Source organism: Paenisporosarcina sp. P4_B8 (assembly GCF_056402175.1).
The window spans coordinates 14,163-34,386 of sequence record NZ_JBFUHX010000015.1 but is presented as its reverse complement, the minus strand read 5'-3'; the positions used below and the strand labels follow the sequence as shown (position 1 = coordinate 34,386).

Annotated in this window: 13 protein-coding genes; 11 read left to right on the top strand and 2 right to left on the bottom strand. The window is 38.7% G+C overall.

Features of this window, described 5'->3' with window-relative positions; all coding sequences use genetic code 11:
* Nucleotides 1-304 precede the first annotated feature (304 nt).
* Nucleotides 305-2,332 (top strand): penicillin-binding transpeptidase domain-containing protein, encoded by a 2,028-nt coding sequence (locus tag AC1DSK_RS13620; RefSeq protein WP_477548346.1) that lies wholly within the window; start codon nt 305-307, stop codon nt 2,330-2,332.
* Nucleotides 2,333-2,391: 59 nt separating this feature from the next.
* Here AC1DSK_RS13620 and AC1DSK_RS13615 read toward each other — a convergent pair whose 3' ends face one another.
* Entirely contained in the window at nt 2,392-3,456 is a 1,065-nt protein-coding gene (locus AC1DSK_RS13615) for an NAD(P)/FAD-dependent oxidoreductase (protein ID WP_477548345.1), read from the bottom strand.
* 161 nt (nt 3,457-3,617) lie between these two features.
* On the opposite strand from AC1DSK_RS13615, the gene AC1DSK_RS13610 reads away from it, so the two are divergent.
* The 10 genes from AC1DSK_RS13610 to AC1DSK_RS13565 all read left to right on the top strand — a co-directional run bounded on the left by AC1DSK_RS13610 (nt 3,618) and on the right by AC1DSK_RS13565 (nt 18,375).
* A complete protein-coding gene (locus AC1DSK_RS13610; protein ID WP_477548344.1) occupies nt 3,618-4,409 on the top strand; it encodes an ABC transporter ATP-binding protein in 792 nt (263 codons plus the stop codon).
* A gap of 6 nt (nt 4,410-4,415) precedes the next feature.
* Entirely contained in the window at nt 4,416-5,345 is a 930-nt protein-coding gene (locus AC1DSK_RS13605) for an iron-hydroxamate ABC transporter substrate-binding protein (RefSeq protein WP_477548343.1), read from the top strand.
* A 3-nt stretch (nt 5,346-5,348) separates the two neighbouring features.
* Complete coding sequence (locus tag AC1DSK_RS13600; protein WP_477548342.1) at nt 5,349-6,359, top strand: FecCD family ABC transporter permease; 1,011 nt, start codon at nt 5,349-5,351, stop codon at nt 6,357-6,359.
* Entirely contained in the window at nt 6,356-7,363 is a 1,008-nt protein-coding gene (locus AC1DSK_RS13595; RefSeq protein ID WP_477548341.1) for a FecCD family ABC transporter permease, read from the top strand. Before AC1DSK_RS13600 ends, AC1DSK_RS13595 begins: the two co-directional genes overlap by 4 nt.
* Before the next feature lie 316 nt (nt 7,364-7,679).
* A complete protein-coding gene (locus tag AC1DSK_RS13590; protein ID WP_477548340.1) occupies nt 7,680-8,408 on the top strand; it encodes a GntR family transcriptional regulator in 729 nt (242 codons plus the stop codon).
* A complete protein-coding gene (gene gntK, locus AC1DSK_RS13585) occupies nt 8,405-9,955 on the top strand; it encodes a gluconokinase (RefSeq protein WP_477548339.1) in 1,551 nt (516 codons plus the stop codon). The genes AC1DSK_RS13590 and gntK overlap by 4 nt, the downstream gene beginning before the upstream one ends.
* Nucleotides 9,956-9,973: 18 nt before the next feature.
* A complete protein-coding gene (locus tag AC1DSK_RS13580; protein ID WP_477548338.1) occupies nt 9,974-11,320 on the top strand; it encodes a GntP family permease in 1,347 nt (448 codons plus the stop codon).
* A gap of 18 nt (nt 11,321-11,338) precedes the next feature.
* The gene (gene gnd, locus AC1DSK_RS13575) at nt 11,339-12,736 is read left to right on the top strand and encodes a decarboxylating NADP(+)-dependent phosphogluconate dehydrogenase (RefSeq protein ID WP_477548337.1); all 1,398 of its coding nucleotides are present in this window, start codon (nt 11,339-11,341) and stop codon (nt 12,734-12,736) included.
* A 365-nt stretch (nt 12,737-13,101) separates the two neighbouring features.
* Nucleotides 13,102-13,761: a GTP pyrophosphokinase gene (locus tag AC1DSK_RS13570; protein ID WP_477598290.1), complete on the top strand. Its 660-nt coding sequence runs from the start codon at nt 13,102-13,104 to the stop codon at nt 13,759-13,761.
* A gap of 441 nt (nt 13,762-14,202) precedes the next feature.
* Nucleotides 14,203-18,375, top strand: coding sequence for a S8 family serine peptidase (locus tag AC1DSK_RS13565; RefSeq protein WP_477548336.1), 4,173 nt, complete (start codon nt 14,203-14,205; stop codon nt 18,373-18,375).
* Nucleotides 18,376-18,808: 433 nt separating this feature from the next.
* Here the strand turns inward: AC1DSK_RS13565 and AC1DSK_RS13560 are convergent, their stop codons facing one another.
* Entirely contained in the window at nt 18,809-20,050 is a 1,242-nt protein-coding gene (locus tag AC1DSK_RS13560; RefSeq protein WP_477548335.1) for a helix-turn-helix domain-containing protein, read from the bottom strand.
* Nucleotides 20,051-20,224: the final 174 nt, after the last annotated feature.

Below are 20,224 nucleotides of genomic sequence, written 5' to 3'. Positions count from 1 at the left end.
TGTATAATAATAGTATCAATTTTCTGAAAAGTAAAATAGATTAAAAGGTAGCATTAATTGGAAGAAAATAATAGGTAATTTATAACAATATTTTACTATAAATTACTATTTGGCTGTTATTTTTAAAGTTCATAGCAATAAAAAGTGATATTTGAGCAGTTTTGACTACCTCAATCTTAATTGAAATTAGGAAGTAGGTAGATTTTATCAAGTTCAATCATAGTGTGTTACCATTAATATACAAATGTCACTGGTCGTTAGAAACGCTACTAAATTCAATATATTTCAAGAAGGAGGGTAAAAAATGAAAAAGGGATGGGCAGTATTCGCTGCATTTTTTTTGATCGTCATCATCCTTTCAGGTTGTCGGGATAAGGTGACACCGGAGGAACGATTGGCGGAATATTTGGGGCATTGGAACAATGGAGAATTCGCTGATATGTATAACAACTATCTGAATAAAGAAACGAAAGATAAATATGGAAAGAAAGGTTTTGTGGGAAGGCAGGAAAAGCTGCAAAAAGATTTAGGTATCGAAAATGTGGAGGTAACGTATACGAAGCCAGCTAAAGATACGGAGTGGGACAGCGAGAAACCGGCAAGTTTTCCAATACAAGTAAAAATGGAAACAGTTGCTGGACCGGTTGAATTCGAGAAAACAATGACTTTGGTCCACGAAACACACGATGAGATAGAGGATTGGTATGTGGAGTGGGATTCATCATTCATTTTTCCTGAGCTAGGAGAAAAAGATACGATAAGGATTTCAACAACGACTTTTGCACGTGGTGAAATTCTTGACCGCAACGGACTCCCGATTGCTGTGAATGGAACTGGTTATGAAATCGGAATTGTGCCAGGGAAGTTCACAGATGACGAGAAAAAAGCGGAGTTAATCGAGCTCCTCGGTACTACAGCAAAATACATTGACAGTCAGTTGAACCAGAGTTGGGTCAAGCCTGATTATTTTGTGCCGATTGCAAAAGTTTCGAACAATGACATTCCATTACTGGAAAAGCTTGCTGAAATTCCAGGCGTCACACGGAAGGAAACACCGATGCGTGAATATCCGTATGGAGAAGCACTTTCCCATTTATCTGGCTTTATCGGTGTGATTACAGCGGAACAGTTGGAAAAGCGCAAAGATGAAGGGTATACAGAAAGCGACCTCATTGGCAGACAAGGGTTGGAACGATTACTCGAAGATCGACTGCGGGGAGAAAACGGGATTCGTATCTATATCGATAAAGCAGAAGAAGGTGCCGAAGCGGTAACAGTTGCAGAAAGGCCGGCAGTAGACGGGGAAACGGTTTCATTGACGATTGATGCCCAGTTACAAAAACAAACGTATCAAGCCATGCGTGGCGAAGCGGGTACGAGTGCGGCCGTAAATCCCAAAACTGGTGAGACACTAACTCTTGTCAGTTCCCCAGGGTTCAATCCGACTGAGTTTATGCTGGGAATCAGTGGCGAGCGCTACAAAGCACTTGAGACGAACCCGTTGAAACCGTTGTTCAATCGTTTTACAGCCGCTTACGCTCCTGGATCGACATTAAAACCGATCACGGCAGCAATCGGGTTGGAGGCGGGTACACTTAATCCAACTGAAGGGCTGACGATTAACGGAAAGACATGGCAAAAAGATGCATCTTGGGGCGATTACAAGGTCACGCGTGTCCACGCTGAAGCACCCAATCCGATTGATTTGAATAAAGCTCTCGTCTATTCGGACAATATTTACTTTGCGCAGCAAGCACTTGATATGGGGAGTAAGACATTTGTGGAAGGACTGAAGCGTTTCGGTTTCGATGAAGAAATCCCGTTCACTTATGGGATGAAGCCTTCCCAAATTTCAAATGAGGGGACAATTGGGTCACAAGGTCAGCTTGCGGATACGTCATTCGGCCAAGGCCAAATGTTGACCAATATCCTTCATCTTGCATCGATGTATGAAGTCTTTCTGACAGAAGGTCTGATGTATAAACCTACCTTGTTTTTGGAGGAAGAAGACGCTCAAGTTTGGAAGGAAGGACTTGTGAGTGCAAAAAATGCGTCGATTATTAGAACCAGCCTACGGAACGTTGTAGTGGATGGATTTGCACAAGCTGCCAATTTGCCTTCGGTTCCACTTGCAGGAAAAACGGGAACGGCAGAACTCAAAGCGGCTTCGGAAGATAAGGGTAGGGAAAACGGATTTTTTGTTACTTACAACTCAGAGAATCCAGATTTCATTTTGGCGATGATGATTGAAGGGGTGGAAGATAACGGAGGCAGTGCTTATGTAGCTGAGCTTGTATCGAGAGTCTTTGCAACTACGGGAGAAAATCAATAGAAAAGCATGGGAAAAGGGGACTGAATGAATATTATTCAGTCCCCTTTTTCAGCATCTATTTATGAATGAACACTTTCTTTAAGCAGTTCTTTCACAAGTTCCTTATTACGTGCTTTAAAGACATCATTGTGTGATGAGACCATGGCTATTTGATCCGCTTCAGGTTCAATATATTTCTTTGCTTTATTTACTGCATTCGCAGCATCGTGGAAAGTTCCTGCAATCAGGTTAAGTTTTCCTTCATGCTTCAAAATATCGCCAGCTGCAAAAATACCTGGAATCGAGGATTCACTGTTCACGCTTCCTGCGATAAAGTAGCCATCTGCTAGTTCTATTTTCACAGAACTATTTTCAAGCAACGCGATATCTTGTTCGAATCCATGGTTAATAACGATTTCATCCACTGACAAGTATTGTTTTTCACCAGTCATGGCATCTGTTAATTCGACCGTTTCAATGCGAGAATTATCCGTAGAAGCAATCAATTTTGATATGGACGTTTGGAATATGCAAATTGCATTACTTTCCAAAAGCTTGGTGACCTGTGCTTCATGTCCCGTGAAATCGACTTTTCTGCAGACCACGATGACTTGTTTGGCAATCGGTGCGAGTTCATTGGCCCAGTCAATGGCTGAATTCCCTCCACCTGAAATGATTACCTTTTTATCTTTAAAGTGCATCAAGGACTTAATGGTATAATTCAAGTTACTTACTTCAAATTGGTCAGCACCTTCAATTTGAAGCTTTTGTGGAGTAAGGATACCGCTTCCAGTTGCGACGATGATTGTTCTGGAGAAATGCTGTTCATTCTTATCGGTAATCAGTTCGAATAATTGAGCTGCCCTCTGATGGATGGCCCCGATTTTTGTGTTAAGCACGACGGTTGGCTGAAACGTCAATCCTTGCTCAACCAGTTTATCGATTAGCATGGCTCCTGGCAGTGGAGGGTGTCCTCCGACATCCCAAATCATCTTTTCAGGATACACATGAATTTTGCCGCCAAGTTGAGGTTGGAATTCAATAATTTTCGTTTTTAGTCCGCGAAGTCCACTGTAAAAACTGGCATATAAACCTGCAGGTCCTCCACCAATGATGGTTACATCATACACTTCTAAATGCTTCATTTTTTCAATCCTTCCTCAACAGGTAAAATCGTGTGATTTCGAGTTTTATATATAGTATAGTGCTATTGACAGGCTTAGCTTACCCTATTATAGTTAGTTTGTAAATGATATTGATAATCGTTATCAGTAAATATAAATAATTTGGTGAAAGGAGGTTGAAAATGGTTCGGCTAAAAGCAAAAGAATTGCAAATCCGATATGGTGATCGAACAATTGTTGATAACTTATCTGTTTCCATACCAGATGAAAAAATCACCGTCATAATCGGTCCGAATGGCTGTGGGAAATCCACCTTATTAAAAGCAATGACTCGTATCATTCCTCATCAAAAAGGCTCCGTTGTTCTTGACGGCGAAAGCATTGTCAAAGAACCCACAAAACGCCTGGCGCAGAAAATTGCAGTACTGCCTCAGACTCCAGAAAGTGCAGGTGCACTGACTGTTGGAGAATTGGTTTCATATGGACGATTTCCGCATCAGAATCGATTCGGACGCTTGACCCAAAAGGATTTGGAGATGATTGACTGGGCACTTGAAGTTACAGGAACTAAATTCTTCAAGTCACATCCCGTTGATTCACTCTCGGGTGGACAGCGTCAACGTGTGTGGATTGCCCTGGCCCTTGCTCAGGAAACCGATATGATTTTTCTGGATGAACCAACAACCTATCTGGATATGGCGCATCAACTGGAGATTCTTGAATTGTTGCAGCAGTTGAATGTTACGGAAAAACGCACCATTGTGATGGTGTTGCATGATTTGAATCATGCTGCCCGTTTTGCGGATTACATTATCGGGATGAAGTTTGGGAAAATCGTGAAGTCTGGTCCCAGTGAAGAAATTATCACGAAACCTGTATTACGCGAACTGTTTCAAATCGATGCTGAAATTGGAGAAGATCCACGTACAGGAAAACCGATTTGCATTACCTATAACTTAGTAAGAGGAGAATGACATAAAATGAAAAAATACTCATACCTATTCTTAGCGTTACTTGCGATGTTTGTATTAGCAGCATGCGGAGGCAATAAAGAAGAAGGAAAATCAACGTCCAAAGAAGGTGACTCTTCAGAACCATCAACAATCACGTATGAATCCGAAAACGGACCTGTTGAAGTGCCTGCTGACCCACAGCGCGTAGTAGTATTATCATCATTTGCAGGTAATGTCATGGCATTAGATGTTCCTTTAGTTGGTGTTGACTCTTGGTCGAAAATGAATCCACGCTTTGAAGAAAAACTTGAAGGCGTTGAGGAAGTAACGGATGAAAACCTCGAGAAAATCATTGAAATGGAACCGGATTTAATTATCGGTCTTTCTAATATCAAAAATGTGGACAAACTGAATGAAATTGCACCAACTGTTACCTTTACGTATGGAGCGGTTGACTATTTAACGCAGCACGTAGAAATAGGGAAACTACTTAATAAAGAAGAAGAAGCACAAGCTTGGGTAGACGATTTCAAAAAACGTACGCAAGAAGCAGGCGATGAAATCAAAGCGAAAATTGGTGAAGATGCGACTGTCACTGTAATTGAAAGCTTTGACAAAGAATTGTATGTTTTCGGAGACAACTGGGGCCGCGGTACAGAAATCCTTTATCAGGAAATGGGTCTGGGAATGCCTGAGAAAGTAAAAGAAATGGCATTGAAAGATGGTTACTATGCATTATCTGCTGAAGTTTTACCTGAGTATGTTGGAGACTATTTAATCTTCAGCAAAAATAAAGATGCAGACAACTCATTTGAAGGTACAGAAACATTCAAGAATATCCCTGCAGTGAAAAACAACCAGATGTATACAGTGGATGCAATGGAGTTTTACTTCAACGATCCTTTGACACTGGATTATCAATTGGAATTCTTCAAAGAATCTTTCTTGGGGAACTAAATCATGTTCAATTTTCGGCTTCAACGCATTCCTTATTCAATTAAACTGGGGATGAGTGTGATTCTGATGATCGTACTTTTCGGCATGGCGTTAGTTTTCGGGGCGGCCGATACAAGCGTGAAAGATGTTTTATCTGCCTTACTATCAAGTGCTCCGAATGACCAAGCCATAATGTTGCGGGAGATACGTTTTCCGCGAGAAGTAGCCGCTGCCCTAATAGGCGCGGCTCTTGCCGTTTCAGGTGCTATTATTCAGGGGATGACTCGTAACCCACTTGCCGATCCAGGCTTACTCGGATTGACTGCCGGTGCCAATGCGGCGCTGGCTATAACGTTGGCATTTTGGCCAACTGTTAATTATTTTGGTGTGATGCTCGCATGTTTCGCGGGAGCGGCAGTCGGAGCGATTCTCGTATTCGGGTTCAGCTCGTTTCATCCAGAAGGCTTTACAACTTTACGGATCGTGCTTGCAGGAGCAACCATTTCGGCTTTTCTCTATGCCATTGCTGAAGGTGTCGGTTTATATTTTAAAATATCGCAACAGGTTTCCATGTGGACTGCAGGTGGCATGGTCGGGACGACTTGGAATCAAGTGTTGTTAATTGCGCCAATTGTTTTGGTCGGGATTATCATTTCTTTGATGTGTTCACGCCAATTAACCATTCTTTCACTGAGTGAAGAAATGGCACTTGGGCTCGGGCAACGTGTCCGATTGATCAAGTCGATTTTGTTTGTACTCGTCATCATTTTAACAGGCGCATCTGTGGCACTTGTTGGCAATTTGGCATTCTTTGGGCTGATGGTGCCTCATATTGTGCGGGCAATAGTCGGTACGGATTATCGCTTTGTGCTTCCGATGTCAGCCATACTTGGAGCGGCTTTCATGTTGCTCGCGGATACCGTCGCTCGTACAATTAACGCTCCGTATGAAACTCCCGTGGCGGCTGTTGTTGCCATTATGGGCTTGCCATTCTTCTTGTACATTGTACGTAAAGGAGGGCAAAGTTTCTCATGATCGAAAAATCCATTATTCGAAAACAACGGTTATTGCTGATTGTCTTTTCAATATTGATTGTGACCACTGCGGTCATCAGTCTTGGTCTCGGCTATTCGTCCGTTTCCTACGACCGAATCATTCCGACAATTCTTGGCCAAGGGGAATTTAAAGAAGAATTCGTTCTTTTCTCGGTCCGTCTGCCTCGGATAGTCATTACGCTTTTGGCGGGAATGGCGCTAGCCTTATCAGGTGCGTTGTTGCAGGGGATTACCCGCAATGAATTGGCGGATCCCGGTATTATCGGCATCAATTCTGGAGCAGGGGTTGCCGTTGCTATTTTCTTTTTGTACTTCCCAGTAGAGGCGGGTACATTCATTTATGCATTGCCTTTCGTTGCATTCATCGGTGCTTTGCTGACTGCCGGAATTATTTATGTGTTTTCTTACAGCCGCATGAATGGTATGCAACCAGTGCGTCTAGTATTGGTAGGGGTCGGTATGTCCATGGCATTGTCAGGTGCCATGATTGTATTGATTTCTTCTGCCGACCGAGTTAAAGTCGATTTTATTGCCCGTTGGCTTGCCGGAGGTATTTGGGGAACGGACTGGCCGTTTGTTTTAGCAATTTTGCCATGGTTGGTCGTACTAATACCGTTTGCTATTATGAAAGCGAACCGGTTGAACATCCTTGGGCTGGGTGAACCAGTAGCAATTGGCGTAGGTCTGTCCGTTCAGAAAGAGCGTATTGTCCTAACACTGGCCGCCGTAGCACTTGCAGCATCTGCTGTTTCTGTAACAGGAGGGATTTCATTCATCGGGTTGATGGCACCACATATTGCACGTACGCTTATTGGCCCCAGACACCAGCTGTTTCTACCGCTATGCGTACTCATTGGTGGCTGGCTCCTGCTCATTGCGGATACAATCGGCCGCAATATTGTTGAACCGAATGGACTTCCGGCAGGCGTCATGGTGGCACTGATCGGTGCACCATACTTTATTTACCTACTAACTAAAAAGTGATTTCCAAGTGAATTAAGAGTAACCTTAAATTCATAATGAACAAGTCGAGCTGGGGTGAATCCCTAGCTCTTTTTTTATTTAGACTCTGGTAAACGATATGGTTGTTTATCGTACATTTGCGCTTGCCGCACGTTCTGCATGAGCCAACAAGTTGGAACAGGAGCCGATTTCCTTTATATAAAGAATCATCCATAAAGTTTAACTGAGCCTTTATCGATGGACGAAAGTACATGAGATAAAAGCGTTTACATTTTCATTTAAGTCCATTACTATACTTGTATACAAGTATGTCGGTTGTGAAAGTAGGAAGGTACGAATGAGTGAAAAACAAAAATTTATCTATCCTGAAAAGTGGAATGCAAACGCTTCCATGGGTGTACGGTTAGCGTGTGAGCTAAGAATCAGAATAATTGCAGGTCTTATTGAGCCTGCCACCGTACTTTCGGAAAACAAATTAGCTACAGAATTTAATGTGAGTCGTTCGCCTATTCGTGAGGCGCTTAAAATATTGGCATCGGAAAATATCATTCGTCTGGAACGGATGGGTGCTGTTGTCGTTGGATTGACAGAAAAGGACATAAAAGAGCTATATGACGTTCGACTGATGATTGAGACATTTGTTTATGAACGGATTTTGAAAATAGATACGACTGACTTGGTGAAGGAACTAAGCAAAATACGTGAAATGATGGAAGTTGCCATTAAGTATAAAGATGCGGATGAGTTCTCTTACCAGGACGTGTTATTCCATGAAACGATTGTTCGTTCCATCAACCATTCCTATATCCTGTTGATTTGGAACAATACAAAACCGGTCATGGAAAGTTTGATTCTTTTATCAATGCGCATGCGAATGGAAGAAAAATTCGAAGACTATTCACGTGTCTTAAACAATCACGATATTTATATAAAAGCGATTCAAACTAAAGATCGGGATGTCATGGTTCAAGCTTTGCATCAAAACTTCGAGGATGTTCAAGAGAAAGTGGAAGACCTTTGGATGTCTCAACAAATGCTCACAAAAGAAAGGGAGCAAAATATATGACTAACTATATGCTAGGCGTGGACATAGGGACAACGAGTACGAAAGCGGTTTTATTTACTGAATCAGGTGAAATCGTTCAACAAGAGAATATCGGTTATCCATTGTATACACCGGATATTTCAACTGCGGAACAAAATCCTGAAGAAATATTTCAAGCAGTCGTAAAATCAATTTCCAATGTCATGAGCCTTTCCCGGATTGCCCCGGATAAATTGTTGTTCATTTCGTTCAGCAGTGCGATGCACAGTGTCATTGCGATTGATGAAAATGATCAGCCACTTACGCAGTGCATCACATGGGCGGACAACCGTAGCGAGGCTTGGGCACGTAAAATAAAGCAAGAATTAAATGGCCATGAGGTTTACAAACGGACAGGAACACCTATTCACCCAATGTCACCATTGAGCAAGATTGCTTGGATTGTGAATGATCGTCCTGAGCTTGCGGCCAAAGTGAAAAAATATATAGGCATCAAAGAATATGTTTTCAACAAGTTCTTTAATCGCTATGTTGTCGATCATTCATTGGCTTCGGCTATGGGGATGATGAATCTCAAAAATCTGGCTTGGGATGAAGAGGCATTGCAAATCGCTGGCGTTACATCAGACCAGTTATCTGAACTTGTGCCGACAACCGAGATTTTCAGTGACTGTAATCCGAAGCTGGCAAAAAAACTTGGCATCAGTCCTCAAACAGCATTTGTCATCGGAGCAAGCGATGGAGTGCTTTCAAACATAGGTGTGAATGCGATTGGTAAAGGGGAAGTGGCCGTTACAATCGGTACTAGTGGAGCCATCCGTACGGTCATTGACCATCCACAAACAGATGAAAAGGGACGCATCTTCTGCTACGCATTGACTGAAAAACATTGGGTCATTGGCGGGCCTGTAAATAATGGAGGTATGGTGCTTCGATGGATCAGAGATGAATTTGCCTCTGCAGAAGTGGAGACAGCGAAAAGACTTGGCATTGATCCATATGAAGTGTTAACCAAGATAGCAGAACGTGTAAGACCAGGAGCAGATGGTTTACTGTTCCATCCATACTTGGCGGGTGAACGTGCACCGTTATGGAATCCTGACGTTAGAGGTTCGTTTTTCGGACTGACGATGTCCCATAAAAAAGAACATATGATTCGGGCTGCCCTGGAAGGTGTAATTTATAATCTTTACACCGTATTTTTGGCATTGCTTGAAGTGATGGATGAACCTGTCGTTCGAATTCAGGCAACTGGTGGTTTCGCAAGATCAGATGTTTGGCGCCAAATGATGGCAGACATATTCGATCTTGAAGTTGTTGTTCCGGAAAGTTATGAAAGTTCTTGTCTTGGGGCATGTATTTTAGGACTTTATGCTACAGGGAAAATTGACTCATTCGATGTGGTTTCCGATATGATTGGCAGTACATTCAAGCACACTCCTATAGAATCCGATGTACAGGAATATAGAGAGCTACTGCCCATATTTATTAATTTATCCAGAGTTTTGGAAAAAGAATATTCAAGTATCGCTAAGTATCAAAGAAGGTTAATAAAAAATAATAACTAAGAAAATGGAGGTATTGTCATGCCGTTATTTATTGTTGCAATAGGGATTGTCTCGTTACTTATTTTGATTATGGGCTTTAAATTGAACACATTCGTTTCATTGATCATTGTTGCATTTGGAGTTGCATTAGCTTTAGGTATGCCGCTTGATAGCATTGTTGCATCCATTGAAGGTGGACTGGGCGGTACGCTTGGTCATTTGGCGTTGATATTTGGACTTGGTGCCATGTTGGGAAGATTGATTGCTGATGCAGGCGGTGCACAACGCATCGCGATGACCCTGATTGATAAATTCGGGGAGAAAAGAATCCAATGGGCAGTGGTAGTGGCTTCATTCATTATCGGTGTCGCTTTGTTCTTCGAAGTAGGATTAGTGTTATTAATTCCAATCGTATTTTCAATTTCTAAGCAATTGAAAGTGTCCATTTTACATTTGGGAATTCCGATGGTAGCTGCGTTATCCGTAACACACGGCTTCTTGCCGCCGCATCCGGGCCCGACAGTTATTGCTGGTGAATACGGAGCGAATATCGGTGAAGTATTGCTATACGGCTTCATCATTGCGATCCCGACTGTAATTATAGCGGGACCTATATTTACGAAAATTGCAAGACGAATCGTACCGAACTCATTCAATAAAACAGGTGATATCGCTTCACTTGGTGAACAAAAAACATTTAAGCTTGAAGAAACTCCTGGTTTCGGAATCAGTGTATTCACAGCTATGTTCCCGGTCATCCTAATGGCCATTGCAACAGTCATCACAATGGTGCAAAAAACAAATGGTATTGAAGATAACGCTGTATTTGCAACTGTTCGTTTTGTTGGGAATGCTTCAACAGCGATGCTTCTATCATTATTGCTAGCAGTATATACAATGGGATTGGCACGCAAAATCCCTATGAAATCCATCATGGATTCATGCTCTAGTGCCATTGCAAGTATCGGAATGATGCTACTGATTATCGGTGGTGGTGGTGCGTTTAAACAAGTGTTGATTGATGGTGGAGTCGGTGATTATGTAGCTGAATTGTTCAGTGACAGCACACTTTCTCCAATCATTCTTGCATGGGTGATTGCTGCCATTTTGCGTATTTCTTTAGGATCGGCAACTGTTGCTTCATTAACTACTGCAGGCTTGGTTATTCCGATGTTAGGTGCAACAGACGTCAACTTAGCGTTGGTAGTTCTAGCAACTGGTGCAGGTAGTTTAATAGCATCACATGTAAATGATGCTGGCTTCTGGATGTTTAAAGAATTCTTCGGTTTAACGTTAAAAGAAACGTTTGCAACATGGACATTGCTTGAGACCATTATTTCGGTATCGGGATTACTATTCATTCTATTGTTAAGTTTATTCGTATAAGAAGGGATTGGATTAGATATGAACAACACGATTGGTGTTTTAGGTCTAGGTGTAATGGGCAAGAGTATCGCGTTGAACATGGCTAGTAAAGGTGAAAAGGTAGCAGTCTATAACTATACAAGAGATTTAACAGACTTACTCTTGCAAGAAACAGAACAAGTGAATGGCTTTTATAGTGTAGAAGAATTTGTTCAGTCTCTGCAGTCTCCAAGAAAAGTGTTTCTTATGGTAACTGCAGGTGATATCGTCGATTCTGTCATTCAATCATTAGTACCTTATCTGGAACCGGGAGACATTATTATGGACGGCGGGAACTCTCATTTCGAAGACACGTCACGCCGATATGATGAATTGAAGTCCAAGGGAATCGACTATTTAGGCATAGGTGTTTCTGGTGGTGAAGAAGGAGCACTAAAAGGTCCTTCTATCATGCCTGGTGGAGATAAAGTAGTGTATGAAAAAGTGGCACCTATTCTGACTAAAATTGCCGCGCAAGTAGATGGAACGCCTTGTTGTGCGTATATGGGGCCAAAAGGCGCTGGCCATTTTGTGAAAATGGTCCATAACGGTATTGAATATGCGGATATGCAGCTCATTGCGGAAGCGTATTCTTTCTTGAGAGAAAGACTTCATATCCCTCTAGACGAAATTGCGGATATCTTTGAAACGTGGAACCATGGTGAATTAAAAAGCTACTTGGTTGAAATCACGTCGGATATTTTAAGAAAAGTGGATGAAAAAACAGGTTTGCCACTTGTGGATGTGATTCTAGATAAAACGGGACAAAAAGGGACAGGAAAATGGACGAGCGTGCAAGCTATCGACCATGGTATTCCGGTTACCATCATTGCGGAATCGCTATTTGCCCGCTACATTTCCCACCAGAAAGCGGAAAGAGTTCATGCTTCAACTATATTGGCTGGTCCTAAACTGGCGAACGAAGATTTAGATCGTGAATTGTGGATTGAATACGTAAGACAAGCATTATATATGGGGAAAATTTGTGCTTATGCACAAGGGTTCGCCCAATATAAAATGACTTCAGTACTGAATGACTGGAACTTGCCGTTAAAAGATATCGCACTTATTTTCCGTGGTGGTTGCATTATTCGCGCTGAATTTTTGAACACAATCAGTGAAGCGTATGAAGAACAGTCAACGACAGATAATTTATTGATTGCTCCATACTTTGTTGAAAAAACGAAAGAATATCAAACAGGTATGAGAAAAGTTTTGGCTGAAAGCACGATGTCCGGCATGGCTTTCCCAGCACTGAGTGCAGCGCTCGCCTACTATGACGGCTATCGAACGGGACAATCCAGCGCCAATTTATTACAAGCACAACGTGATTATTTCGGGGCACATACGTATGAACGTACGGATATGGAAGGCTCTTTTCACACGAATTGGAAATAAATAAGTTTAATAAGCAAGAGACGGCTGAAATTTTTTGTTCAGTCGTCTTTTTCTATATTTTGAATCAACTCGCTAATTCTCCGATTGACAGTAGACCCAAGAGAATCATCAGCAATCCAGCGATTTTATTGACGATTGCCAGATGGGGTTGTCCAATAAATAAGAAAATCGTTGAAACGGCTCCCTTTCCACGGGCGTTGCCTCAGCCGCCTCGCTTCGCTGCGGGGTCTTCTGCTAACGCTATTCCCGCAGGAGTGTCGCCTTTTCATCCCCCGGCGAGTCATTCTCATATATCTTTCCGATTCAAACCACCTGTGATATGATGACAGAATAATAAGTGTGATTTTAATCAAGGGGTGTTTAATATGTATCCAGAGATACATAAGATCGATTTAGTGCAAACGGTTATAAAAAACTGGAAAGGCTTTTTCATCCCATATGAGATGGCATTATATGAGTTGAAGAGTGATTTCAATATTATTGATCTTGAATGGAAATCGAAACACGGATACTCTCCCATTGAGCATATGAAAACACGCATGAAAACTATTATGTCATTGGTTGAGAAGATTGAAAATAAAGAAATACCGCTGACTCAAGAATCTATTAAACAAGAAATACGAGATATTGTTGGAGTACGAATTGTCACTAGCTTTATTGAAGATGTATATTTGCTGAAGGAACATATCGAGCAGCGTGAAGATATTCGCATGATTAGAGTAAAAGACTATATTAAAGAACCTAAAAAGAGTGGTTACAAAAGCCTTCATCTTGTTGTAGAAACGCAAGTCATCTTATCTAATGAAGTGATATGGGTTCCCGCAGAAATCCAAATCCGAACATCTGCTATGGATTTTTGGGCATCAACAGAACATAAACTCAACYATAAATATCAAGGTGAATCGATACCGGAAGAAGCACAAAAACAATTAATTGAGCTATCCAATGCTTCCTCGTTACTGGACAAAGAAATGTCTAAATTAAGAATTCAACTACTATCTAGTGAAACAGATTCAAATGGATAAATAATGAAAACAGAGACAATCTACTTGATAGGTTTTCTCTGTTTTTTGTTATTTCTATAATAGTTCTTAAGAATCTAGGTCGTATTGAAATGATATTTTATACTAAACCAACAGTATTTAATGGTTTTGTAAAATATTCCCCCAATTTAGATTCCTTTCATTCATCATTTTGACAAAATAAATAACCTAATACTGCAAAACTACATTTAACGACTAAAAAACTGATGAAAACAAGCGTATTTTGAATCATTTGTTTATTCAATATTCCCCCAATTTACACAACTCCAAATATTCTTGATAATTATAAGTGCATATGTAATTGTAATGAATCAACGAAAATAGAAGATTTCTAAATAAATACTTAAAACCTATTAGAATCATTGTTTCGTAAGTCATTGCACTACATATGTAGTAAAAAGACAGAGACTGGGAGGAAAGAAAATGGGGAAAAAAGTGAACAACAAAAGTAAGGTCTTAACAAGCTTAGCTGTATTTGCTCTATCATCTAGTTTTATTTTAGGTTCTATTGTACAAGTACCAACTACTGCGAAAGCTGTTAGTTATTCGAATGCTGAAAATTTACTTGCTAATTTAACACCAGAACAAAGAGCAGCACTTAACCAGATGACTACAAATGAATCAACAGGTCTTCAAATTTCTTCTGATATTGATTTAACGACAACGGAACAAACCCATGTAATTGTCGAGTTTGCAAACAAACCAGCAAAAGTTGCTAAGATTGAAGCAGCATCAGAAGGTCAACAACTATCAGATTCTGAAGCATCAAATTTAGTTGATCAAGATCATGAAATATTTCAAAAAGATTTAGGACAAGTATTAGTTGATGAAAATAGTAAAAAAGTAAATTATAAGATTAATCGCTCATATAAAAATGCATTAAATGGTGTTTCAATGAGTTTACCTGCAAATCAAATTCAGAATCTATTAAAATCAAAAGTAGTCAAATCAGTTTGGAGTAACGAAACGTTTACGATTGATCCGCCTGTTCAAGGAAAAGATAATGATCCATTAAAAGCAGATGAATTCAATATCGCAAATTATACACCTTATGATGGATTAAATCGTTTACATGCAGAAGGCTATACCGGTAAAGGGATTAAAATCGGTATTCTAGATACTGGAATTGATTATAACCATCCAGACTTAAAGGATGCCTATAAAGGCGGATTTGATTTTGTCGATGATGATAATGATCCAATGGAAACAACCTATGCTGATTGGAAAAAATCAGGTAAACCAGAAATAAATGGATCGACCTATTATACTAATCATGGTACACATGTTGCTGGGATTATTGGAAGCCGTGGAGTAGCGAAGGATACTGAGTATACAACAGTTGGAGCAGCACCAGAAGCAGATATTTATGCTTACAGAGTGCTTGGACCATATGGCAGCGGACAAGGTGATGACATAATTGCAGCTGTCGATCGAGCTGTGAAGGATGATATGGATGTTATTAATATGTCATTAGGCAATTCTTTAAATGATCCCCTTTACGCGACTTCCATTGCTGTAAACAATGCAGTATTAAGTGGAGTAACAACAGTTGTTGCAGCGGGGAATAGTGGCGATAAAAATTATACGCTAGGTTCACCAGGTGCTGCAGCCTTAGCGTTAACTGTTGGTGCATCATCTGCTGCAATTGATATTTATCAATATGCAGGTGCACATAATGGTGAGAATTACAATTTAAGACAATTAGCAAAAAACTATACAGATGATTTATCTACGTTAAAAGGAAAAACTCTTCAACTTGTTGATGTGGGGCTCGGAGATCCAGTGGGCTATTCAGGAAAAGACGTAAAAGGGAAATTTGTACTCATGAGCCGAGGAGTTTATACATTGGACTCTAAAATTGCGTATGCCAAGGAGCAAGGTGCTGCTGGCGTTATCATGTATAATGATGAAGCAAACAAGGCCGAAGGTGCAATTCAGTCTTTTTTGGGTGAATCAGTTAATGCGATTCCTTCATTCTCTGTTTCAAATGAAGAAGGATTAACGATCTTGGAAGCATTAAAAACTGGTAAAACTGATTTCACATTTGGCGATTTTACTAAGATACAAACAGCATCCGATGAGTTAGCAACATTTAGTTCTAGAGGTCCTTCACGAATGAATTATGACATTAAACCGGAAGTAACTGGACCAGGTGTTTCGATTCTTTCAACCGTCCCATTTTACGTAAACGATAAAACAGTAGATGGAACAAAACCGGAAGATTATAAATATGCATATAAGCGTTTATCAGGAACTTCAATGGCAACCCCTTATGTGGCAGGAGTTTCAGCATTATTATTACAATCGAATAAGGATTTTGAGCCTGCAGACATTAAATCAATTTTAATGAATACGGCTGATCCACTTTCAAAAGCTTATAGTGTATTTGAAATCGGTAGTGGTCGTGTTGATGCATATGAAGCAATTCATTCGAATGTTGAATTTGAAGTAGTAGATAAAACACCTACAAGTATCAATGGAAAACAAGAGTTAATCAAAGAATTAACGGGTGGAATCAGTTTTGGTTCATATGGATTTGATGACAAAGATATTAATGATTCACGTAATATTACAGTGAAAAATCGAAGTGAAAAAGCAAAAACATTTGATGTAAATGTTAAATTCCAAACAGGATTAAGAGGTTCCAAAGATGCAGCTCAAAATGGAGTGACCTTAACAGGTCCAACTTCAGTTAAATTAAATGGAACTAGTCAAAAATCCATTAAATTTGACTTAAACATTCCGAAAACTGCCGAAAAAGGAACATATGAGGGATATATCGTCTTTACAAATAATGAGGATTCAACTGAGCAATATCAAATTCCTTTTGGTGGCCGTGTAGTGTACGAGGGAATCGATACATTAGAGCTACTTAATCCATTGTATACAAACAAAATGTCAAACCCAATTGCTAATTTCTATCCGTTTATGGCTGGTTCATTTTCATTAAAATCACATATGAAAACATTAGATGTTGTCATTCAAGATCCAAAAACAGGTGAAGATTTAGGGTTAATTGGATCAATCAATACAGGCTTACTGAATGAAAATCAAGTATATAATGTTTCAGCAATAGCAGGTGATTCTTACTTCCCATTTACAGGTGATACAAAAAATCCGATCAGTAGTGATAAAAAATTAATTAGACCTGGTCATTATAAATTGAAACTAGTTGGAACAAGTGAAAGTGGAAAAACATTCTCTATGGCAAAAGATTTTATGCTGGAGTATGGAACACCAAATTTTACAGCTAGCTTTGATTCGTTAGATCAAAAAGTAATTGAATATAGTGATAGCGATCTAGATTCAAAGGGACAAATGTTATATGACTTTAAGCTCAACATAAATGATCCTGAAATCGATGAGGCGAAAAAGTACGGTATTCCAGTTGAACAATCAAGAAATTCATTTGTTTATCGGTATGCATCACCATTTCCTTCAAAACCTGTTTTTGTAGATAAAAATGGTGACTATTCAGATCAAATTTTAGTTGATAGTAAATATGCAACATTACCGGTAGTGTTCTATGCTTTAGATGCTGCAATGAATGCTTCTTCCTATCAACACGTTGTGTTTACAAAAAATACAACACCTTACTATTATTTGAAAGCAAATAAACAAAGTATAACTACTGGAGAGACAATAAATTATACAGTTCGTTCAAATAATGTTAAAAACCTAAAAACGACAAAATTAACAATGCAAGTAGAAAAGAATCAAGGTGCAATTGAAAATGTAATTGTTAACGATGCGGTTAAACAATATGGCGACGCACAAGTTTCAGTAACAACTGCACCAACAACTTGGGAAAATAGATTACAATATACGTTTACATTTACGTATTTAGGTGATAAAACGTTACCTGAGGAACTACAGTTATTTAATTTTGACGTAAAAACTCTAGATAAAAGCTATACGACGGAACCTTCAATTGGATGGGATTACAATGCAACGACTATTGACCAATCAAATGTAGAAATGAAAAATGTTTTCACTTATATAGATAATTATACTGTAAATGCAAAAGTGTCAAAGTTAAATGGTACAGTTCAAATAGAAGGTGCGAAAGATCCAACTACAGGCGGAAATAATTTTGCAATTGATCACAGGACATTAGGAACGAAAGTAACATTAACATCATTTGATGGAAAAACTGTCCTTGAAGCACCAGTTACATCAAAACAAGGTGATTATACATTTGATGGTATTAAGGCAGATACAAAGCCGTATACGATTAAAGTAGATGTTCCTGGACACTTTACAATGTATAAAACAGTTGACTTCCTATTTGATAACATTCGTGGAGAATTAATAGGTAGAAATTACAAAGACTCATTAAAAGTTGCACGAGCTGGGGATGCAAATAAAGATGATGTAATTGATATAATGGATGCATTATATCTACAAACAAATTGGGGAACAAATACATCAGGTGCAGATTTGAACTTCGATGGAGTTGTTGATAAAAAGGATATGGATCTTCTTATTAAAAACTATGGATTACAAAATAGTACAGTTCCGGATGCACCTAAAGCGAAAACTTCGTATAAAGGTTCTACACTAGATACTGTGTTAAGTCAGTTAGGATTAAAATAATCCTAAGCTAGTTTCTATAATCAAACGAAGAACCATTTTATGGCTTACTACAGTAAATAGACAGTAATAAAATAGGATTTTAGGAAACCTTAGCCCTTTATTTTATTGGGTTAAGGTTTTTTAATTACTTTTGAAATCAATCTCTCTGCTTTCAAAAAGTATCAGTTCCATAAGGGTACACATTGACAGGATACAAAAAATCGCTGAACTGCTTTGATTTAAAAACGAAAACAAAGAATAAGATGTTTGATTTTCTTTTTACGGCCATTTTTAAAACTAATCAGCTTTTCCAATCGGAAGAGGAAAGCTCTTATTCAACAAACAAGTGCTTTATTTGAAGATTCATAAGCTGTTTAAGCAGCTCTTTTTTTTATTTGAAAAGGCTACTGAGTGGACTTAATGATATAAAAGGATGAAAAAGGCATATCACTTATCATAAGTGACATGCCTTTTTTTCATGATTGATTAGTGATTCCGCCATTTTTAAAGCTTTATTAGTTTGCTTTAATTTAATGTAGTAGTTAAATAATTCTTTTTTTGAGCGTCGGATTAAATAGACAATACCAAATTGTTTAAACAAAGGTAATGCATGATCACGTAAGAATTGATGGTATTCTTGTTCCTTATCTTGAATTAAATAACAAAGTAGGTTAAATAAATTTATATATATTTTTTCATTTTTCTTAATAGCAGTTTCAAGTCCCTCTTTTGCCATCTGCAATAATTGATCACGTGGAAGTATGCTCCCATTTAATAAACTTCGAATATAACCCTCTAAAGAAAGTAAATAAGGGTTAGATTCATTATCTTTCATATGCATTGAATCTTTATAGTACTTACTTGCTAATTCAAAATTATTTCTTCTAAAGTATTCATAAGCTAAGTTGTGTAATACCCTTGCTTTCCGAACGGGTGAATTACAAAGTTCGCAGCTTTTGATTAACTTTTCGAACCTTTGAATGGATTCTTTAAAATCTCCATCATCTTTTACTTGAATCAGCATTAGCATTTCTGCATCAATTACTCTGAGATAGTTATTAATTTCTTTAAAAAATTGACGCGATTTATCTGCGTAAAAATAAGCCATGACTGGTGATTCGATGGAATGATATGCGGCTGCTAAATGGTATGTATACTCTTTGTTATTATAATCTGTTTCATTAATTGATTTTAACGCTTGTATTGCTTTAAGATGTTCATATTTGGCTAAATAGTAAATACCTAATACGTGCTTTAATAGATTAGCTTCGTAGGATGATAATTTATCTTCATTTTTTTGTATTTCATAGATGATGATTAATGCATCCTCAGTTAAATTATGCAAAAGTAAATATCTAACCCGAATTAATTTATAAAGATTTTTATAATCTGAAATTTGAATTAAGTCTTCTTGCTCAAGTTCTTGATTGATAAGATCCATTTCATCAAACAACTGCATGATAATAACATCGTGCCAATCATTTAAGAGCTTTTTTATATTATTCAGTTTTGTTATTTCGGATTCAATATTTATACCTAGACGTTCTGATAAAAGAGTAATAATTTCAGGTGCATATTCAGTGTGTAAACGCTCAATTTTACTAAGATGTGTACCAGAACAAATACCTTTTCCTAATTGCTCTTGAGTTAATTTGTTTTTTTCGCGATAATATTTAATGATTTTCCCCTCAATCATAAGGAAATTCTCCTTTTAAAAAAATATTATTTGACGTGTTACAATTTTTCACTTTATATACTCTGCTTTGAAATATGAGCAACTTCCCTTACATAAATGCTTAAGTATAATATAAATTAATAGAGTTTTCAAATTTTTTAAACTCTTATATTACACTATCCTTCTTTCGGTAGG